This window comes from Ralstonia pickettii (genome assembly GCF_030582395.1).
Classification (GTDB): Bacteria; Pseudomonadota; Gammaproteobacteria; order Burkholderiales; family Burkholderiaceae; genus Ralstonia; species Ralstonia pickettii_D.
The window spans coordinates 1,154,560-1,172,527 of sequence record NZ_CP104382.1 but is presented as its reverse complement, the minus strand read 5'-3'; the positions used below and the strand labels follow the sequence as shown (position 1 = coordinate 1,172,527).

The 17,968-nt window shown below is 65.7% G+C and carries 7 protein-coding genes; 5 read left to right on the top strand and 2 right to left on the bottom strand.

What is annotated here, in order from left to right:
- Positions 1–933: a sugar kinase gene (locus N5B55_RS21930; protein ID WP_304540067.1), complete on the bottom strand. Its 933-nt coding sequence runs from the start codon at positions 931–933 to the stop codon at positions 1–3.
- Positions 930–1,970, bottom strand: coding sequence for an SPFH domain-containing protein (locus N5B55_RS21925; protein WP_304540066.1), 1,041 nt, complete (start codon positions 1,968–1,970; stop codon positions 930–932). The genes N5B55_RS21930 and N5B55_RS21925 overlap by 4 nt, the downstream gene beginning before the upstream one ends.
- A gap of 95 nt (positions 1,971–2,065) precedes the next feature.
- On the opposite strand from N5B55_RS21925, the gene N5B55_RS21920 reads away from it, so the two are divergent.
- The 5 genes from N5B55_RS21920 (at position 2,066) to N5B55_RS21900 (ending at position 17,838) form a co-directional block, all read left to right on the top strand.
- Positions 2,066–2,800 (top strand): NUDIX hydrolase, encoded by a 735-nt coding sequence (locus tag N5B55_RS21920; RefSeq protein ID WP_304540065.1) that lies wholly within the window; start codon positions 2,066–2,068, stop codon positions 2,798–2,800.
- A 205-nt stretch (positions 2,801–3,005) separates the two neighbouring features.
- Complete coding sequence (locus N5B55_RS21915; protein ID WP_304540064.1) at positions 3,006–3,719, top strand: TonB C-terminal domain-containing protein; 714 nt, start codon at positions 3,006–3,008, stop codon at positions 3,717–3,719.
- On the top strand, positions 3,709–4,221 hold the full coding sequence (locus N5B55_RS21910) for an RNA polymerase sigma factor (RefSeq protein WP_304540063.1): 513 nt from the start codon (positions 3,709–3,711) through the stop codon (positions 4,219–4,221). Before N5B55_RS21915 ends, N5B55_RS21910 begins: the two co-directional genes overlap by 11 nt.
- Positions 4,222–4,391: 170 nt before the next feature.
- The gene (locus N5B55_RS21905; RefSeq protein WP_304540062.1) at positions 4,392–5,399 is read left to right on the top strand and encodes a FecR family protein; all 1,008 of its coding nucleotides are present in this window, start codon (positions 4,392–4,394) and stop codon (positions 5,397–5,399) included.
- 127 nt (positions 5,400–5,526) lie between these two features.
- Positions 5,527–17,838 (top strand): filamentous haemagglutinin family protein, encoded by a 12,312-nt coding sequence (locus N5B55_RS21900; RefSeq protein WP_304540061.1) that lies wholly within the window; start codon positions 5,527–5,529, stop codon positions 17,836–17,838.
- The last annotated feature ends 130 nt before the right edge of the window (positions 17,839–17,968 follow it).

The window sequence follows — 17,968 nt, the reverse complement described above, 5'->3', positions numbered from 1 at the left end:
TCAGACAGCCAAGCGCCCTTGCGTGGCTGCCACGGAAATCGTCGCTTCCATGCCGGCGGTAAAACGCAGGTAATCGGCCTCCATGCCATCGGAAAAGATGACGCCGTTCTCCGGCATGCGCGAGCGCAGCTTGAGCGGTTGGTCTGCATCCACATGGCCAAACACGAGCGTGGCCTGCGATGCGCGGCTCGGAAACGGCTCGCGCACAGCGAACGTCAGTTGCGGGGTGTCCCACGGTTCGGGTTCGTAGCGAAAGCCATCGCCGCCGGCATGCATGGCGCGTGCGACGCCCATCGAGCCCGTCACGATGCTCTTCAGCCACGCCGTCGAACCCAGCCCCGTGGCGACGATGATGCCCGACGACGATTGCGCTTCACGCCGCTCACTCAGCTCGATTTCATACAGCGCAGACGCATGCGTGCGCGGCCCGATGAAGAGGTCGTTGACGGCGCGCAGCACCTGCCCGTCGGACAGCCGTGCTTCGGCCATCGTCACCGCTTTGGTGGGGCGCTTGTCGCGCGCCACGTCGGCCAGCACGGTGCCGAGATCTTTCGGCTCGAAGGGCAACAGCACGCCGTCCCAGCGGCCGGGCTCCGGGTTCAGGCCGATCAGCGGCTGGCCGTCGAGATACTTCATCGAGTTGGCGACCAGCCCGTCTTGCCCGAGCGCCACGACGATATCGTCCGGCGCAAATATGAAGTTGGGCAGGTAGCCGCGATCCACCACCTGATAGCGGCCCCAGGCTTCCAGCGCGCGCACGGTGATTTCGAGGCTGCGCGCGTAGGCGGCGTTCTCGGCCAGGTAGTCGGAAAAATCGGCGCCCAGGTGTTCGAGGTAGAACTTCGCCTGCGCCAGCGTGTGGTGGCGCGCCACCAGCTCTTCAAGCCGGGTGCGGCGCGTCACCAGCACGACCTTGCGGCCATCGGTGCTCATGATGCGGCCCTGCCGGTTGTGCCCGTGGAGGCGTTCATTAGCCCTTGCAGCAGGTCCGGCGACACATTCAATTGGCCGATGCGTTCGGCACGTTCGGCAATGCCGCCAAAAGCCTGCGCGATGAGCTGGCCGGGTTGCATGCCGGCCGCAGCCAGCGCGTTGACGATGCGCGGGTCGGCCTTTTCCAGCGCCTGCATGACAGCGGCCACGCGGTAGGCCTCGGCTTCGGCCAGCGTGCGGCTGTTCTCGGCTTGGCCTGTCACGAAGGCCTTGCGCTGGCCTTCGAGTTCCACATCGGCGGCCATCTGTTCGTTGCGCAGGGCGTTCTCCTTGCGCATCAGCGTGGCCTTGGCTTCCATCTGGGTCTCGCGGATCTGGCGCTTCTTCTGCTCAACCGCAATGTCGGTGTCCAGCTCGTTCTGGCGAATGGCGCGTTCGTTTTCCACGGCCGACATGCGACGCAAGTAGACGGCGTCATCCGCGGCCTTGAGGTTGGATTCGCGTGCTTCGGCTTCCAGCGCGCGGGCGATGTCCGGGGTTGGCTTGACCGCCATGACCGACACGCCCAGGATCTCCAACCCCAACGCGGCAATTTCAGGCTGCGCAGCCAATTCGGCTTGCGCGGTGCGCGCGATAGCCGCCGATGCGCGCAGCGCGGCCTTCAGCTCCATCGCCTGCACGGCTTGCTGCACGATCACTTCCACTTGCTGAGCCACGCGATCGCCCAGACGCTTCGGGTCTTCCGACACGTAGGTCTGGCCGTTCTTGGCGAGCGAGAAATCCATCATCGCAGCGGTGCGGCGCGGGTCGCTGATGCGGTACGTCACCTGGCCCTGCACGGTCACGCTCTGGAAGTCGGCCGTCACCAGTTCAAGGATGAAAGGGCGGTCCTGACTCGCTACCGGCACCGCCACCAGCGTGGTCGTCGGGCCGTAGTAGAAGAACGACAGGCCCGAGCCTTCGCGCACCACCTTGCCGGCGCGGAACTGCATGAGATGAACGGTGGGCTGCGACTTGATGAAGCGGATGCCGAACATGATGACCTCCTTGTTTATAAGTTGTACAGTACAACTTGTATGGGTTGGACAATACAACTTACTATGGGGGCCGTCAAGACATTTGTGGATGCGCCATGGCTACCCGAACTTCTGCGAAGACCTTCCCGCTGCCGTTCACCACGGTCGATGTCGTCATCTTTACGGTGCTGGACGACGTGTTGCGCGTGCTGCTCGTGCAGCGTCCCAATACGGAAGGGGAGCCTTTTCCCGGCGCGTGGGCGCTGCCGGGGGGCTTTGTCGATACGGCCGTCGATGCCACGCTGGAAGACTGCGCGCGTCGCAAGCTGCTGGAGAAAACCAATGTGGGCAGCCCGTATCTGGAGCAGTTGGGCAGCTGGGGCGGTGCGACGCGCGACCCGCGCGGCTGGTCTGCCACGCATGTCTACTTTGCGTTGATGCCCGCGCAGGGCGTGGCGCTGGCCAAGGGCGCCAATGCGGCTGACGTGGCGTGGTTTGCGGTGGACGACGTGCTTCGCGCGCCTGAACTGGCCTTCGACCACGCGGACATACTGCGCGCCGCCGTCGAGCGTTTGCGCAGCAAGGTCGAATACACCTCGTTGCCAGCCTTTCTGCTGGCCGAGCCGTTTTCGCTGCCGCAGTTGCAACGCATGTACGAAATCGTGCTCGGCCGCCCAGTCGACAAAAGCGGTTTTCGCACCCGCATGCTAGCCGCCAACTTTCTGGAAGAGTCCGGCGTGGCGGAAGGGGATTCGTACCGCCCTGCCAAGGGCTACCGGCTGATTGACCGCCGCCAGCCGGTCGTTTTTCCGCGCACCTTCAGCCCGCGCGGGGGCGATTCAAACGGCTGAGCACCGGCTCGGCGCCGCACCCCTCCAGCGGGTGCTGTAACAGAACAGTCACGTTGCATTACTACCCTACGCGCTTACTTCACACTTGCGCGCTGTGAAACACGCCTGCAGACCGGGCGCTGACGCACGCGTCTTTCACTGACCGGGTATGGCTGGAAACGTCGCATCGGGTGGTGCGCGGCGGATACTGCCTTGGTGCATCGCGATGATCGGCATCTGCGCTTTCCAACCTGCCGTGCTGGCCGGTCCGCTTGAGGCGGAGCCGGCTGCCATTGCCGGCGCGCCGCCTGCCGATGTCGAGCGCTGGTTCGACATCGAGGCGCAGCCGCTGCAACGCGCGCTGGAGCACTATGGCGCCGTCACCGGAATATCGCTGCTGTATGACAGCGCGTTGACGTCGGGCCGTGCAGCCCCGGCGGTGCGCGGCACGATGACGCCCCATATGGCATTGCTGCGTTTGCTGGAAGGCAGTGGCCTTGCGCCGCGCTATACCGGCAACGATGCGCTGGTGCTCTTGCCGGTGCGGCCGCAAGCGGGCCCTGATGCAAACGATACCGGGGCAACCGACCTGCCGGCGCAGCGACGCTACTACGGCTTGATCCAGCGTCGCATCCGCGATGTGTTCTGCGCAAATGCGATCCTGGCGCAAGGCCGCCACCGCATCGCGCTGCGCCTGTGGGTCGATGCGTCGGGCAGCATCGGCACGGTGCGCCTGCTCGATTCCACCGGCGATGCCGTGCTCGACAGGCTGGTGGTGAGCGCCCTGCAAGGCGCGCCGGTGGGTGAGCCGGTGCCCGCATTCGTGCCGCAGCCTTTTACGCTGGTGGTGATGCCGCGGGCATCGGGCCAGAGCTGGGGATGCCCGGCACCGGCCACGTCGGTCTCCGTGCTTTCCATGGGGAGGCGGCATGGCGGATAGCGGCCGCGCGATGCTGCGCGATTTCCTCCTTGAGCGGTACAGCCACCTCAAGTTTCTGTTGTCGCGGCGGCTGGGCAACCCCGACCTTGCCGGCGACGCGCTGCAAGACATCTGGCTGCGCCTGGAGAACCACGGCAGCGAGGAGGCCATCGAGCCGGTGCAAAACCCCGGTGCCTATCTTTATCGCATGGCGTTCAACGCGGCCATCGACCAGCAGCGCGCCGAAGACCGCCGCCTGAGCGTGGGCGAGGTCGAAACCATGCTCGATCTGGTCAGCCCTGCGCCGGGGCCCGCTGAAGTTGCGGAGGCCAACTCCGAACTCGATGCGCTGATCCGGGCAATGGAGCAGATGCCCACGCGCCGCCGCGACATCCTGCTGGCCGTGCGGCTGGAAGGCACGCCGCAGCGCGAGGTGGCTGAGCGCTTCGGCATCTCGCTGCGGCTCGTCGAGCTGGAACTGCAACGCGCCCAGGAGCACTGCGCCGCCAAGCTGGGTCGCTAGCCGCGCGCCTTCGCAAGCCACAACCTGCCGCGGCAATCGATTCAAAAAAACTCTCGAAAAAATGCTTGCGGGTTTGTGTGCCGGGCGTCGTCATACCCATAAGACCGTCGAAGTGGCGGCAGAGGCAAGCCGCGCCCACGAATACGGCCGTATGACAGATGGTTGAACGCATGAAGGCAGCACCCGAACCCAACACGACGACGCTGAAGATTTCGCACACGCTGCGCCGCGAAGCGCATGCCTGGGTGCGCCGTCTGACTTCGGGCGACGCCACCGTGGCAGACGCGCAGGCGCTCAAGCGCTGGTGCGAAACGAGCGACGCGCATGCGGCAGCGTTTGTGGAGGCGCGCCGGTTGTGGAAAGACTTTGGCCCCGCCGGTGAGGCCGTGCGGCGCAGGCAAGCCGCACAGGCCACCCAGGCCACCAACATGCAGCGCGTGCCCACGTTTGGCCGCCGCGCGTTTATCGGCGGCGCCTTTGCAACCGCGGCGGGCGTTGCCGTGGCGGTGGCGGCGCCGGCTGGGCTGTGGGGCGCGTTTCCCGCCTTGGCGGCAGACTTCCGCACCAGGACGGGCGAGCAGCGCCAGCTGGCGCTCGCACCCGACGTGACGGTCGACCTCAACACGCACACGAGCGTTGCGCTGCGCCGTGATGCAACAGCGAATGCGCTCCAGGGCGTCGAGCTGCTCGACGGCGAGATCGCAGTCAACACCACGCGCGCCGCGGCGCAACCGTTCATCGTTGCGGCGGGACCGGGCCGTGCGATGGCCACGCAGGCCAACTTCGAAGTGCGTCATCTCGATACGCGCGTGTGCGTGACATGTCTTTCAGGCGACGTGCGGGTCGACGTGAACGGCCGCAGTGTGATGCTGACGGCCAATCAGCAAGTGACTTACGGCAAGCACGCCATGAGTGCCGTGACCGCTGCTGATGCGGCAACCACGTCGGCGTGGCGCAGTGGGGTGCTGGTGTTCCGTCAGACGCCGTTGTCCGACGTGGTGGATGAGATCAATCGGTATCGCCCCGGCCACGTGCTGGTGGTGGACAGCAAGCTCGAGCGCAGCCGCTTGAATGGGCGTTTTCGCATCGACAAGTTGGACACGGTGTTTGCGCAGATGCACGAAGTGCTCGGCGCCAAGGTGACGGAGCTGCCCGGCGGCATCGTGCTGCTGGGATGAGCCGGGCGGCGAGCATGCGCCGCTGACATGTTTCTGTCATTGCGGGTTGGGGCTGTGACCTTCGTCATAGCAGGAGAGGCCGCAAGGTGAGTGTGGCCGCCGTTCGATCGTCCGTTCGCCACCCGACATGCAGCCGAGCCCGTCCGCCAAGCTTTCTTTTGCCAATACTGCGTTGCATCGCCAGCGCAAGCGTCATGCGTGGCGCCTCAAGCCGCTCGTGCATGCCGCCGCACTGACGCTGCTGGCGGCCAATGCGCACGCAGCGCCGCGCGCCTTCAGCGGTGCATGGTTTGCTGAACGCGGGGCGGCGCAGAATACGGCAGCGGCCACGGGGCGCCTGCCCAACGGCACGCCGGTCGCGCTGCTGAACGATCCACAGCAGCAATCGCAACAGGCGCGCCAACAGTTGCAGCAGTCGCTTGCCAACCTCAACGGTGTGGCCGCAGCCATCGCCGCGCAGCAGGCGGCACAGAATGCGGCCCGGCAAGCCGCCCTCAGCGGCCGCTCCGACGTGCCCGACGGTCTGGCGGACGGCGGCCTGAAAGTCGACACGAATTCGCTCACGCGTGGCTGGGTCAACGCCAATGCGCCGGTTCAGTCCAATAAGGACGGCCGCGTGAACGTGGCCATCCGGCAGACCGACGACAAGGCGGTGCTGAACTGGGAGACCTTCAACGTCGGCCGCAACACGACGGTGGAATTCCAGCAGCAGTCCAACTGGTCGGCACTGAACCGGGTGAACGATCCGAATGGGCGGCCGAGCGAGATTCGCGGCCAGATCAAGGCCGACGGCACGGTGCTTATCGTCAACCGCAACGGTGTGGTTTTCACGGGCAGCAGCCAGGTCAATACGCGCAACCTCGTGGCTGCCGCTGCCAACATCACCGACGAGCAGTTCCGCAAGGGCCTGTACGGTGACAATGCCACGCCCACGTTCACGAACGCGGGCGGCAAGGTCAAGGTGGAAGCCGGTGCGCAGATCACCACGCAGACGCCGCAGTCCGTGACGCAGGGCGGCGGCTACGTGCTGCTGGTGGGCACCGAAGTCGAGAACGCAGGCACGATCACCACGCCCAAGGGCCAGACGCAGCTGGCCGCGGGCGACAACTTCATCATCCGCAAGGGCGTGGGCACGGACGGCAATACGTCGTCCACCACGCGCGGCAACGAGATTGCGCCGCAGTTCGTCGCCAACAGCACGGCCGGCCATGTCGTCAACAACGGCCTGATCGTCGCCAACCAGGGCGACATCACGCTGGCGGGGCGTGATGTCGTGCAGAACGGCGTGGCGGTCTCCACCAGCACCGTCAATACGCGCGGCACGATCCATCTGCTGAACTCGGCCACCGATACGCAGGGGCGAGTGTCGATGGGGCAGGGCGCAACCACGGCCATTCTGATCGAGCAGGACGGCAGCACCGCGCTCGATAGCCAGCGCAACGCGCTGCTGCAGGAATCCGCAGCGCAAGACAAGGTGCGTGCGGATACCGCGCAAGGTGTGTTCGACAACCTCTCGCGCTTGTCGGACCGGCGCGACCAATCGCGCATCGAGGTCGTCTCGGGCGGTGACGTGTCCTTTGCCGACAGCTCGCTCTCGCTCGCCACGGGCGGGCAGATCCAGGTGAGCGCTGCACGCCGCACGCTGGTGAATGACCGCGCGCGGCTGGACGTGGGCGGCGCGGTGGGCGTGCAGGTGTCGATGGAATCCAACAACGTTGCCGTGAACGTGCAGGGCAACGAGCAGCGCGATGCCCCCGGCAACCGTGACAGCGGCGCGCTGAACAACGCGACGGTCTGGATCGACCGCCGCCGCCTCATCTACGTGCCGGCCAAGCCCGGCGTCTATGACAAGGACCGGTACTACACTGCCGGCGGCCTGCTGGAAGTAGGTGGCTACCTCGACAACGCCGGCCACAGCATCGGCGAGTGGGCGGCACAGGGCGGCACCGTCACGCTCGGCGGCAAGGAAGTCGTCACGCAGCGGGGGTCGTCGATCAACCTGTCGGGCGGTTCGTTGGATGTGCAGAGCGGCTACCTGCGCCAGACCTTCCTCAAGGGGCGCGACGGGCAGCTTTACGATGCGTCGTCCGCGCCGATGGACGTGCTGTACAGCGGCGTCTATCAGGGTTTTGAAGCAGCGCATCCGCGCTGGGGCAACAAGACCACCGAGTACTACTACAGCCCGTTGATCGCACCGCGCCAGAAGCTGGAGAACGGCTATACGGCCGGGCGCGATGCTGGCCAGCTGATCCTCTCCACGCCGACGGCGGTGGTGGATGGCGACATCGTCAGCGCCGTCTACAACGGGCCGCGCCAGAACCAGGCGCACGTGCCCGGCGCGGCCGATGGCTACGGCCAGGCGCAGACCGCCGTGGCCATTCCGGCCACGCTGCGCATCGGCCGTTACGACGCGTACGGACTTGCTGGCGCCTACGACACGCAGGTGCGCGTTGGCGACGTGGCCGCGGCGGCACCGATCTCGCTCAAGGACGCGTTGCCGGCAGACCGCGTCAACACCATCCAGCTCGATGCTCAGCGCCTGAACGACATGGGGCTGGGTGGGCTCGCCATCGCCACGCAGGGCAATGTGTCGATCGACAAGCGCCTGGCGTTGGCCGATGGCGGCACGGTGTCGGTGTCTGCATCGTCCATCGACGTGAATGCAGACGTGGTGGCGCACGGCGGCAACGTTGCGTTCAGCAATGTGCTGCGTGCTGCCAACCCGGCCACGCAAGCGACGGCGCTCACCAAGGATGGCAAGTCGCGCATCGCGCTCGGCAACGATGCGACGGTGGATGTGAGCGGCCTGTGGGTGAACGGCGCGCTGGATCCGACCGCGGTGGCCGGCATGGCGTGGCTCAACGGCGGCAACGTCAGCATGGAAGGCGTGCAGGGCATTGCGCTGGCGAACGGCAGCACGATCGATGTGTCGTCGGGCGCGGGCATTCTCGCCAGCGGCACCGTGCGCGGCGGCAAGGGCGGCAACGTGACGCTGACCGCCAACACGCCCCCGTTTGCGCCCGCAACCGCCGACGGCAGCACGCTGCAACTGGGCAGCACGCTCAAGGGCTACGGCGTAAGCGGCGGCGGCACGCTGACGGTGGCGGCCGACAAGGTGCTCATTTCCGACGGCACGGGGGCGCAGCCGGGACAATTGCTGCTCACGCCCGATTTCTTCCGCCAGGGTTTCTCCGCCTATGACGTGAACGGGTACCGCGGCCTGAACGTCGCGCCGGGCACGGCATTGAATGTGGAAATGCCGGTCTACTTCGTGCCCGACGCCGCGCGCAAGATCGCCACCGGCGCACGCCCGGCCGACGTGCTCACGCTGTGGACGCCGCCGGTGTATCAGGAGGACGCGGTCAACGCCAAGCTGATCCAGCGTGGCGGGGCGAGCCTGACGCTGGAGTCGAACAGCAGCCTGAACCAGACGGTGGGATCGCACCTGCAGGTCGGCGAAGGCGCGCGGATTGTGGTGGACCCGGGCCAGACGGTGACGTTGCAGACGCCAGGACAGATCACGATTGATGGTTCGATTACGGCGCCGGGCGGCACGATCAAGGTGCTGCAGATGAATGGTGCGGACGTCGAAACGGGCAGCGCCGATTACTTCGACCCCATGCGCTCAATCTGGATTGGAGATCACGCCGTCCTAGACGTCGCCGCGCGGGCCGTCACGGCAGTCGATCAGTTCGGCCGCCGGTTCGGCGTGGCAGGCAACGGCGGCACCATCGCCATTGGCCCGAACGGCCCGCGTAGCAACGGCGGCAATGAGCCGGCGGCCAACGCGTTCATCGTCATTCGTCCTGGTGCAGTGCTTGATGCCTCCGGTGCAAGTGCGACCGTCGATGTGCAGGAGGGCTCTGGGCAGACCGTCCCGGTCGGTGCAGCGACGCGCCCCGTGCAGTTGGCCGGCGACGGCGGCACGATTGCGCTCGCCTCATACAACGGCATTTACGCAGATGGTGTCATGCGCGCGTTTGCCGGCGGCAACGGCGCGGCGGGGGGCACACTGGTCGTCACGTTGGAGACGCCCCAGTATCGCTACGGTGCTGGGATGGAACCACTGCCCGGCATGCTCGTTCCGCGCGAGCTGGAGATTGGCGCCGGCCAGCCGGCGACATTGCCTGCGGACTTGCTGCCCGGCGCGACCAGCTCGGCATTGGCGTTTGGCAAAGCACGCATCAGCAGCGACCGCGTGCGCGCGGGGGGCTTTGATGCGCTTTCCGCCTATGCCGACATGGTGACCTTTGACGGCCCGGTCAATCTGTCGTTGGGCCGTAGCTTGCAGATCCGCAGCAACAACCTGTCGAGCAAGGACGGTGTTTCTGCCGTGCATCTGTCGGCACCCTACGTGCGGTTCGATCGCACGGCCGTCAAGCTGAATGCGGGAGGTGCGCTGTATCCCATTGTGGGAGGTACCGCGGTCGACAACGTCGACCGGTTCCGGCTGCGGAACGTGTCACCGATCGCGAGTCAGGCGTCTCTGAATGTGGACGCGGACTTGATCGACCTTGTCTTTGCGTATACCGCCGGAGCCTACGGCAACGTCGAACAACGCCCGCCCGCGGCGCCCGTGCAGGTGGCGCGTGCCGGCTTTGATACCACCACGTTGAACAGCACCGGAGACATTCGTGTGCAGTTGGGTGCGGGCGGATCGCGACAGGTCACGTTGAACGCGGCACAGGTGTACCCGGTGAGCGCGGCCAATGCAAGACTTGTCGCAACCGAGCGCATCACATTCGGCCGCAATGGTGCCGACACTCCCGCTATGCCGGACAGCGTGTTCGGCACGTTGCGCGTGTTCGCGCCGACGATCGAGCAGGGCGGCATTGTGCGTGCCCCGCTGGGCAATATCGCATTGGGTGCAACCGCTGCCAGCGAAGGGCCGACATCGGGGCACATCAATCTGTTACCCGGCAGCCTGACCTCAGTGAGCGGTGCAGGACTGGTTTTGCCGTATGGCGGCACCTCTGACGGCGTCACCTATACCTATGACGGCGCACCGGTAAAGGGTGCAGTTTTTGATACCTTCTATTCAGGCGTGCTTCGCCTGACCGGCACGAGCTTCGACGTGGCCCCGGGGGCTGTGCTGGACATGTCCGGCGGTGGAGCGATTCTTGGCGCGGGATTCATCAGTGGTCGCGGGGGATCGGTCAACGTGCTGACCACACCGTTGGTCAACGCGAATCCGGCGCTGACGTATAGCGCTACCGGCAATCGCGTCTACGCCATCGTGCCCGGCTATCGCAGCGACTATGCGCCGTTTGATGCCGGCGCGAGCACCGCGGCGGCTGGGCGGCAGATCACCATTGGCGCAGGCATTCCAGGCCTGGCTCCTGGCGTTTACACCCTCCTGCCGGCGTCGTATGCGCTGCTGCCAGGGGCATATCGCGTCGAGGTGGGGGGCACTAATCCACTTGCGACGGGCGTCAGCGCTGTCGGCAGCGGCTCATGGCTCACGGGTGGTGTGCTCAGCACGGCTAACACCGGTGTGCACGCGGCGTTGCCAACGCAGATCGTTCTCACGCCCGGCGACGTGGTGCGCACCTACTCGCAGTACAACGAAACGAGCTACGCCGATTTCGTACGCGCTGATGCCCAGCGTTTCGGCGCCCCGCGGCCGCAGTTGCCTGCGGATGCCAGGACGTTGCAGTTGGCCTACAGCGGTCCATCTTCGGATCGACCGGCGTTGACGTTTGCCGGCACGGCACGCTTCGATGGCGCAGCCGGCGGATATGCGGGAGCCCTGCAGGTTGACAGCGCCAGCGGCTCTGGAAGCCGGATGATCGAGGTGACAGCACCTGGCGCCCCACCGACCGCCGGCTTCACCTCGATCGACGCTGGTGCGTTGAACGCCATTGGTGCACCCAGGCTATCGATCGGTGGCGGCGCTCAAATGAGCGCCGACGGCACGCGCGTTCTGGATGGCTATGCCAACGCCGTGACGTTGCGTACCGGGGCAGAACTCAAGGCACGAGAGGTGCTGCTGATCTCGCAGGCAGGCGGCATTACTGTTGAAGACGGTGCACGCATCAGTACGCTGGGCCAGGGAACGGAGACGCCCTATCCATCTACAGACGGTTACGTCTACAACTCGGCTTCCAATCTGGTCGCGGTGTCGAATGGACTGCTCAATGTCATTCAGGGAAACATCGGCGGGGATTCGCAAGGTATTGCCATTGGCCGTGCCGAACTGTATGGGCAAGGTTCCCTGCTGTTCTCCACGCGCAGCAACGGTCAGCTATTGCTGAGCGACGGCGCCCGCTATGGCGCAAAATACCTCACACTGTCGATGCCCAGCATCAACATCGGCGAGCAGGCAGCACTGGACGCTGCCGCCAACGTGCTTCCGAACGGCTTGCGCCTGAATCAGGATCTGCTCAGCCGCCTGCTTGCGGGCAATACGGGCATTGGCGTGCCCAAGCTTGAAAACCTCGTGCTGACGGCCTCGCAGTCGGTCAACTTCTACGGCACCACGGCGCTCAATACGATTGATCCGCTGACGGGCAAATCGTCGCTGGCTTCGTTCGTGCTCAATACGCCAGCCATCTACGGCTTGGGCAATTCTGGTGACGTTGCCACCATCACGACTGACAAGCTGGTGTGGAATGGCGTGAGCGATGGCGTCATTCGGGCGTCCAATCAAGCGCCGTCGAGCGCAAAACCGGGCGGGGTCATCGCAGGTGGTGCCGGCACCGGCAGCGGCACGCTGAACATCGTTGCCCGCGACGTGGTGTTCGGCTACGGCCCGTTCAGCCAGCCCGACACGCAACTCACGCTGGACCGCCTTGTGCTCGGCTTTGCCAACATGAATGTGCAGGCCAGCGACAAGATCACGGCGAACAACCGCAATACGTTGTCGGTGTATCAATCGCAGGGCGCATATCAAGCGGGTACCGGCTACCAGTACAGCGGCGGTAATCTCAATCTCGTTGCACCGCTGCTGACGGGCGAGTCCGGCTCCATCAGCCGCTTCACGGCAGGCGGAGCACTCAACGTTGCCGCGCCAACGGGGGCGGGTACTGTCAGCACGGATGCACTCGGTGCTGAGATCGGCCTCAAGGGCAACACCGTCAACGTCGCCAGCACCATCGTGCTGCCGAGCGGCAAACTGACGATTTTCGGTGACAACGGCGTCACGCTGGCCGACGCATCGCGCATTGACGTAGCGGGGCGCGCCGTGCCGATGAACGACGTCACCAAGTACAGCGCTGGCGGCGATGTGCTGATCGACAGCGCGCACGGCAACGTGAGCCAGGCGGCGGGGGCGGTCATCGATGTTTCCGCACAGAACAACCATGCGGGCAGCGTGTCAGTCACCGCATTGGATGCGGCAGGGGGCCGGGTCGATCTGGCCGGCACCATTCGCGGCACGGCAAGCGGCCGCTACGACGCGGGCGGTACCGATGTGCCATGGCAAGCCGGCAGCGTCGATGTGCGCGCACAAGTGCTGAACGACTTCGCAGGCTTGAACCAGCGCTTGACGACGAACGGCGTCACCGGCTCACGCAGCTTCCAGATCAAGCAGGGCGATCTCTCCATTGGTGACGAGCTGAAGGCGAATGCAATCAACATCTCGCTCGACGGCGGCAGCCTGACCGTCAACGGCCGTGTCGATGCCAGTGGCGAGCAGCCGGGCACGATTCGACTGGCGGCGCGCAACGGGCTGACGCTCGGCGCGGGTTCCATGCTGGATGCTCACGGTACGCGTTTGCGTGTCGACAGCTACGGTTTGCCCATTGACGCGCCCAACCGCGGCATCGTTGAGCTGCGCGCCACCGAAGGGCGCCTGACACTGGCGCCCGGTGCGGTCATCGATGTGCGCGCCGCTGACAACGTGGCGCGCGGCACGGTCACGCTAAGCGCGCCGCGCATCGGTGCAGACGCCCAGGGCGACATGGCGATCGACGCGTCTGGCGCGGTGGACATCCGCGGCGCCAGGAGCATCGCCGTGCAGGGTTTCCGCCGCTACGACAACGCGCCGCTTGAAACGGCGCCCACGGTGGACGGCAAGCCCATTCAGGTCATCACGCAAGGCTGGATGGACGGCGTCGATGCTGACAGCCGCAACTTCATCAATGCTGCGTGGAACAACGCCGATCTGCAGGCGCGGCTCGCTGGCCTGAAAACCTATGGCGGCGCCTACCACCTGCGGCCCGGCGTTGAGATCGTCAGCGCCACGCCGGACGGCAATCTGCTCGTGCGCGGCGATCTGGATTTCTCGGGCTACCGCTATGGCCCGAATGTCGATCCGGGCGTGCGTGGTTCGGGCGAACCCGGCGCGCTGGTGATTCGGGCGGGCGGCAAGCTGCAGGTGCTCGGCAGCATCAACGATGGCTTTGCGCCGCCGCCGGCGACGCAGGATGATGCAGGCTGGCTGCTGACCTCCGGCAAGCAGCCCTACGGCAACGACATCATCGTGCCCCGCAGCGGCATCACACTGGCCGACGGCACGCTGTTTGCCCCCGGTACGATGCTCAACTACGACGTGCCGCTGCGCTCGTTCACGCTGCCGGCCAACACAACGGTGCCTGCCAGCCTGACCTTGGGCCAAGCGCTGAGCCTGCCTGCCGGCACGGTACTGCGTGCCGCCGTGCGCGATGCAACCGGCAATGTGGTGTACCCCGCCGGCACGGTCTTGCGGCAGGACACCGCGCTCGCGGCCGGCATGGTGCTGGATGCAGGCAGCGTGGTCGCTACGCCCGTGTCGGTGGCTTCGGTTGTCTGGCCGAAGGGTGTGTCGATGGCAGCGCCGTTGGGCACACCCGGCATTGCGCTAGATGGTGCACTGGCCCTGCCAGTGGGGGCGCTGATCCCCGGCTCTGCCGATGTGAAGCTGCCCGGCGACGTCAAGTTTGTCGAGCTGCGCGATACGGTGAACGGTTCGCAGGGCAGCAACTGGGCGATTGCGCCCATGTTGAAGTCGGGCACTGAGTCGTGGTCGATGCGGTTGGTGAGCGGCGCGGATCTCAGCGCAGCAGACAGCCGCGCGGTGCGGCCTGATGCGGGGCAATCCGGTCATTTCGTGTTGGGAGATGCACATCTGTCTGCGGTGGCGCAGTCGCTTCCGCCCCGTGTGGTGTGGAAGGATGGGGGACTCGGCACGGCCGGGGAAACAGTGCCTGACGACCTTCTGTTCCTCTGCGACTTGGGGGACTATTGCCAAAGTCTGCCTGGTGAAACAAACCTGGCCCCACGCTTCCCGCTTTTTAGCGTCCTGCGCACTGGTACTGGCGACCTGGACCTCGTCAGCGGCGGCAGCATCGACATGCGTTCTACCTACGGCGTCTACACGGCCGGAACGCAATCCGCATCGATGCTCGACAGCAGTGGCAACAACCCCTACAACCAGCGACGCGGCACCGAGCGCACAACCGGCAATACGGTCCTCGGCGCTGACGGTGCTGCATATGAACCGTTCGTCAACGGCGATCCGGCAACCAGCCTGTACCAAGCGTGGTATCCGGAGCGCGGTGGCAATGTTGTGCTCTCCGCGCAAGGTGCCATCACGGGGCACACGTTGGGAAGCGGTCCGACCTTCAGTAATAACCCGGGCGATTGGCTTTGGCGCCAGGGCGGCACGGGGTCGGGCCTTCCTACGGCATGGTGGGTGAATTTCGGTACGTACGTGTTATCGGCGCCGAATAGCAGCACGGCGGCTTCCCCAAGGCTCGTGGGCTTTACAGGAATCGGCGCACTGGGCGGCGGCAATGTTCAAGTGATAGCCGGTGGTGATGTTGGTGTGCAATCGGACCAGGGTGTCCGATCGCAGCCGACAAGCGAAGCACTGAATGTAGCCGTGGCCAGCACGGGGCGAATTGGCACGGACGGAAAGCCGTTGCTGACGGGCGGTGGCGACCTGCAGCTCGATACACAGGGCGCGATCAATCCGCTGGACTCAGCTTTCCGCAAGTCATACCTCAATAGCCCCGATATCAATGGTGTGCTGACGAACCTGCGCGGCAACCTGAGCGTGGAAGCGGGCGCCATTGGCCGCCTTGAGCTGACCTATGGATCCGCGATTCCAAACGACCCGCGCGGGCAGGATGTCTTTGCCGCCACCAAAGCAACGCCGCTGGGCGGGCTGACGCTCGTACCGGGCGATGCGACGGTCAATATGTCGAGCCGTGGGGATCTGGTGCTCGCTGCAGTGGGAGATGCGGGCCGCCTCAACCAGATGAATGCCACGCCGTATCTGCCGACGTTGGGCGGCACGCTGACGCCACAAACGGGTGGTGGCTACAGCTGGTTCTCGCTGTGGACCGACAAGACGGCGCTAAACCTGTTCTCCGCCGGCGGTAACCTCACACCCACCACGCAGAGCCTTGATTCCTCGGTGGCAGCGGGCGTCGGCGCTGCAACGGACGGTCGCTTCGTCTATCCGGGGACGCTGCGGGCAAGTGCGGCGCGAGGCAACGTGTACTATGGCGGCGGAAGTGGTAGCGCTGCCAACACGTCGCTCGTGCTCGCGCCCGCTCCGTTCGGCCAGTTGGAAATTCTGGCCAACGGCTCGCTGTATGCAAACGGCTACGGAATCGCCCAGTCCGGCGCATCGCAAAATGCGCTCGTCACGCCGTTCAACCCAGGTTTCATTGGCTATGGCATCGGCGCTGGCACTGTGCCGTTGGTAGACAACACCAGCGCTGACGGCACGGCTGCCTCGCGGGGAAGCGGTGGAGCGTTGTTCGCATTTGGCCCCGATACGGCTTCCGGCACGTTGCACGCGAACGATAGCGAGCCAGCACGTTTCTATGCGGTGAATGGCGACATTGTCGGACTGCGCACCGGCGAGATGTTGGATTTCACCAATGGCGGCCAGAATGCTTCGCCGAAATCTCTGAAGAATTGGTATGTCGCAGCCAAGCCGACCTGGATTCTGGCCGGCAGGGACATCGTGGATGCCGGCACCCCGCCAGGCACATCCACACCGACCGGCTTCTCCGCCACGACTTCCACCGGCAACCTCCTCCTCAACAACAACCCCAACGACATCTCCGTCGTCTCTGCAGGCCGCGACATCCTCTTCGGCAACTTCCGTGTGGCGGGCCCCGGCACGCTGGAAGTCACCGCGGGCCGCAACCTGTATCAGGCGGACAAGGGTTTGCTGGAAAGCATCGGTCGCATCGGAACGGGCATCTCCGTCAACGCGGGCGACCGCAGCAGCGGCGCGGGCATCAGCGTGATGGCGGGCGCGGGCGCAGCAGGCGCGGACTTCTCGACGTTCGCCCGCCGCTACCTCGACGGGGCCAATCTGGCCAACCCCAATGCGCCGCTGGCCGACCAGGCAGGCAAGGTCGTCAAGACGTACGACAAGGAACTGCTCGACTGGCTGCAAACGCGCTTCGGCTATACCGGCACGCAAGACGGCGCGCTCGCGTTCTACCTGGGCCTGCCGGCGGAGCAGCAACGCGTGTTCGCGCGTTCGGTGTACTTCAGTGAACTGCGCGCAGGCGGCCGCGAATACAACGACCCAGGCAGCCGCCGCTTCGGCAGTTACCTGCGCGGGCGCCAGGCCATCGCATCGCTGTTCCCCGACAAGGATGCCGAAGGCCGGCCGATCCAGCGCGAGGGCACGATCACGATGTTCGGTCCCTCGGGCATTCGCACGGATTTCGGTGGCGCCATCCAGACGCTCACGCCGGGCGGCAAGCTGATCGTGGGTGTGGAGGGGCAGGTACCTCCGGCCACGTCGGGCCTGCTCACCCAGGGCGCGGGCGACATTCAGGTCTATTCCAAAGACAGCGTGCTGCTGGGTCTGTCGCGCATCATGACCACGTTCGGCGGCGGCATTCTCGTGTGGTCGGCCGAAGGCGATATCAACGCGGGGCGCGGGTCGAAAACGTCGCTGCTCTACACGCCGCCGCTGCGGGTGTACGACAGCATGGGCAACGTCACGCTGTCGCCGCAGGTGCCGAGTTCAGGCGCGGGCATTGCCACGCTCAACCCGATTCCGGACGTGCCGCGCGGTGACGTGGACCTGATCGCGCCGCTCGGCACGGTGGACCCCGGCGAGGCGGGCATCCGCGTGTCAGGCGACATCAACGTGGCGGCGCTGCGCGTGGTGAATGCGGCCAACATTCAGGTGCAGGGCGAATCGCGCGGTGTGCCGACGGTGGCGTTGGTCAACGTGGGGGCGCTCAACTCGGCCAGTGCCGCAGCCAACTCGGCCACGCAGGCGGCGCAAGACGTGATGCGCCAGCAGCAGGCAGCAGCGCGTAACGGCTTGCCTTCCATCATCACCGTGCAGGTGCTGGGCTACGGTGGCACGGGCGGGGCGGGTGGTGAAGGCGGCAATGGCGCGCCGAAGGCCCCGGAGCCCGAACGCCAGGACCGCTCCAGTTACGACCCCGGGAGCGCCTTCCAGATGATCGGCAATGGCGAGCTGAACGAGCGCCAGAAGATGCGGCTCACCGCTGCCGAGCGTAAAAACCTGTGATGCCATAAGCGGCAGGCAAGCGTTCTGCATCGACGCGTCATCGTGTGGTCATACACCGCGCGATGCCCCACCAAGCTGCGGCGCACCGCGTTATGTGGATGCGCCGCAGCGCCAATCTTCATGCGCCTTC

Coding starts and splice junctions, on each gene's coding strand:
- N5B55_RS21915 (WP_304540064.1), top strand. CDS start 3,006: ATGATCGGCATCTGCGCTTTCCAACCTGCCGTGCTGGCCGGTCCGCTT.
- N5B55_RS21910 (WP_304540063.1), top strand. CDS start 3,709: ATGGCGGATAGCGGCCGCGCGATGCTGCGCGATTTCCTCCTTGAGCGG.
- N5B55_RS21925 (WP_304540066.1), bottom strand. CDS start 1,970: ATGTTCGGCATCCGCTTCATCAAGTCGCAGCCCACCGTTCATCTCATG.
- N5B55_RS21920 (WP_304540065.1), top strand. CDS start 2,066: ATGGCTACCCGAACTTCTGCGAAGACCTTCCCGCTGCCGTTCACCACG.
- N5B55_RS21930 (WP_304540067.1), bottom strand. CDS start 933: ATGAGCACCGATGGCCGCAAGGTCGTGCTGGTGACGCGCCGCACCCGG.
- N5B55_RS21900 (WP_304540061.1), top strand. CDS start 5,527: ATGCAGCCGAGCCCGTCCGCCAAGCTTTCTTTTGCCAATACTGCGTTG.
- N5B55_RS21905 (WP_304540062.1), top strand. CDS start 4,392: ATGAAGGCAGCACCCGAACCCAACACGACGACGCTGAAGATTTCGCAC.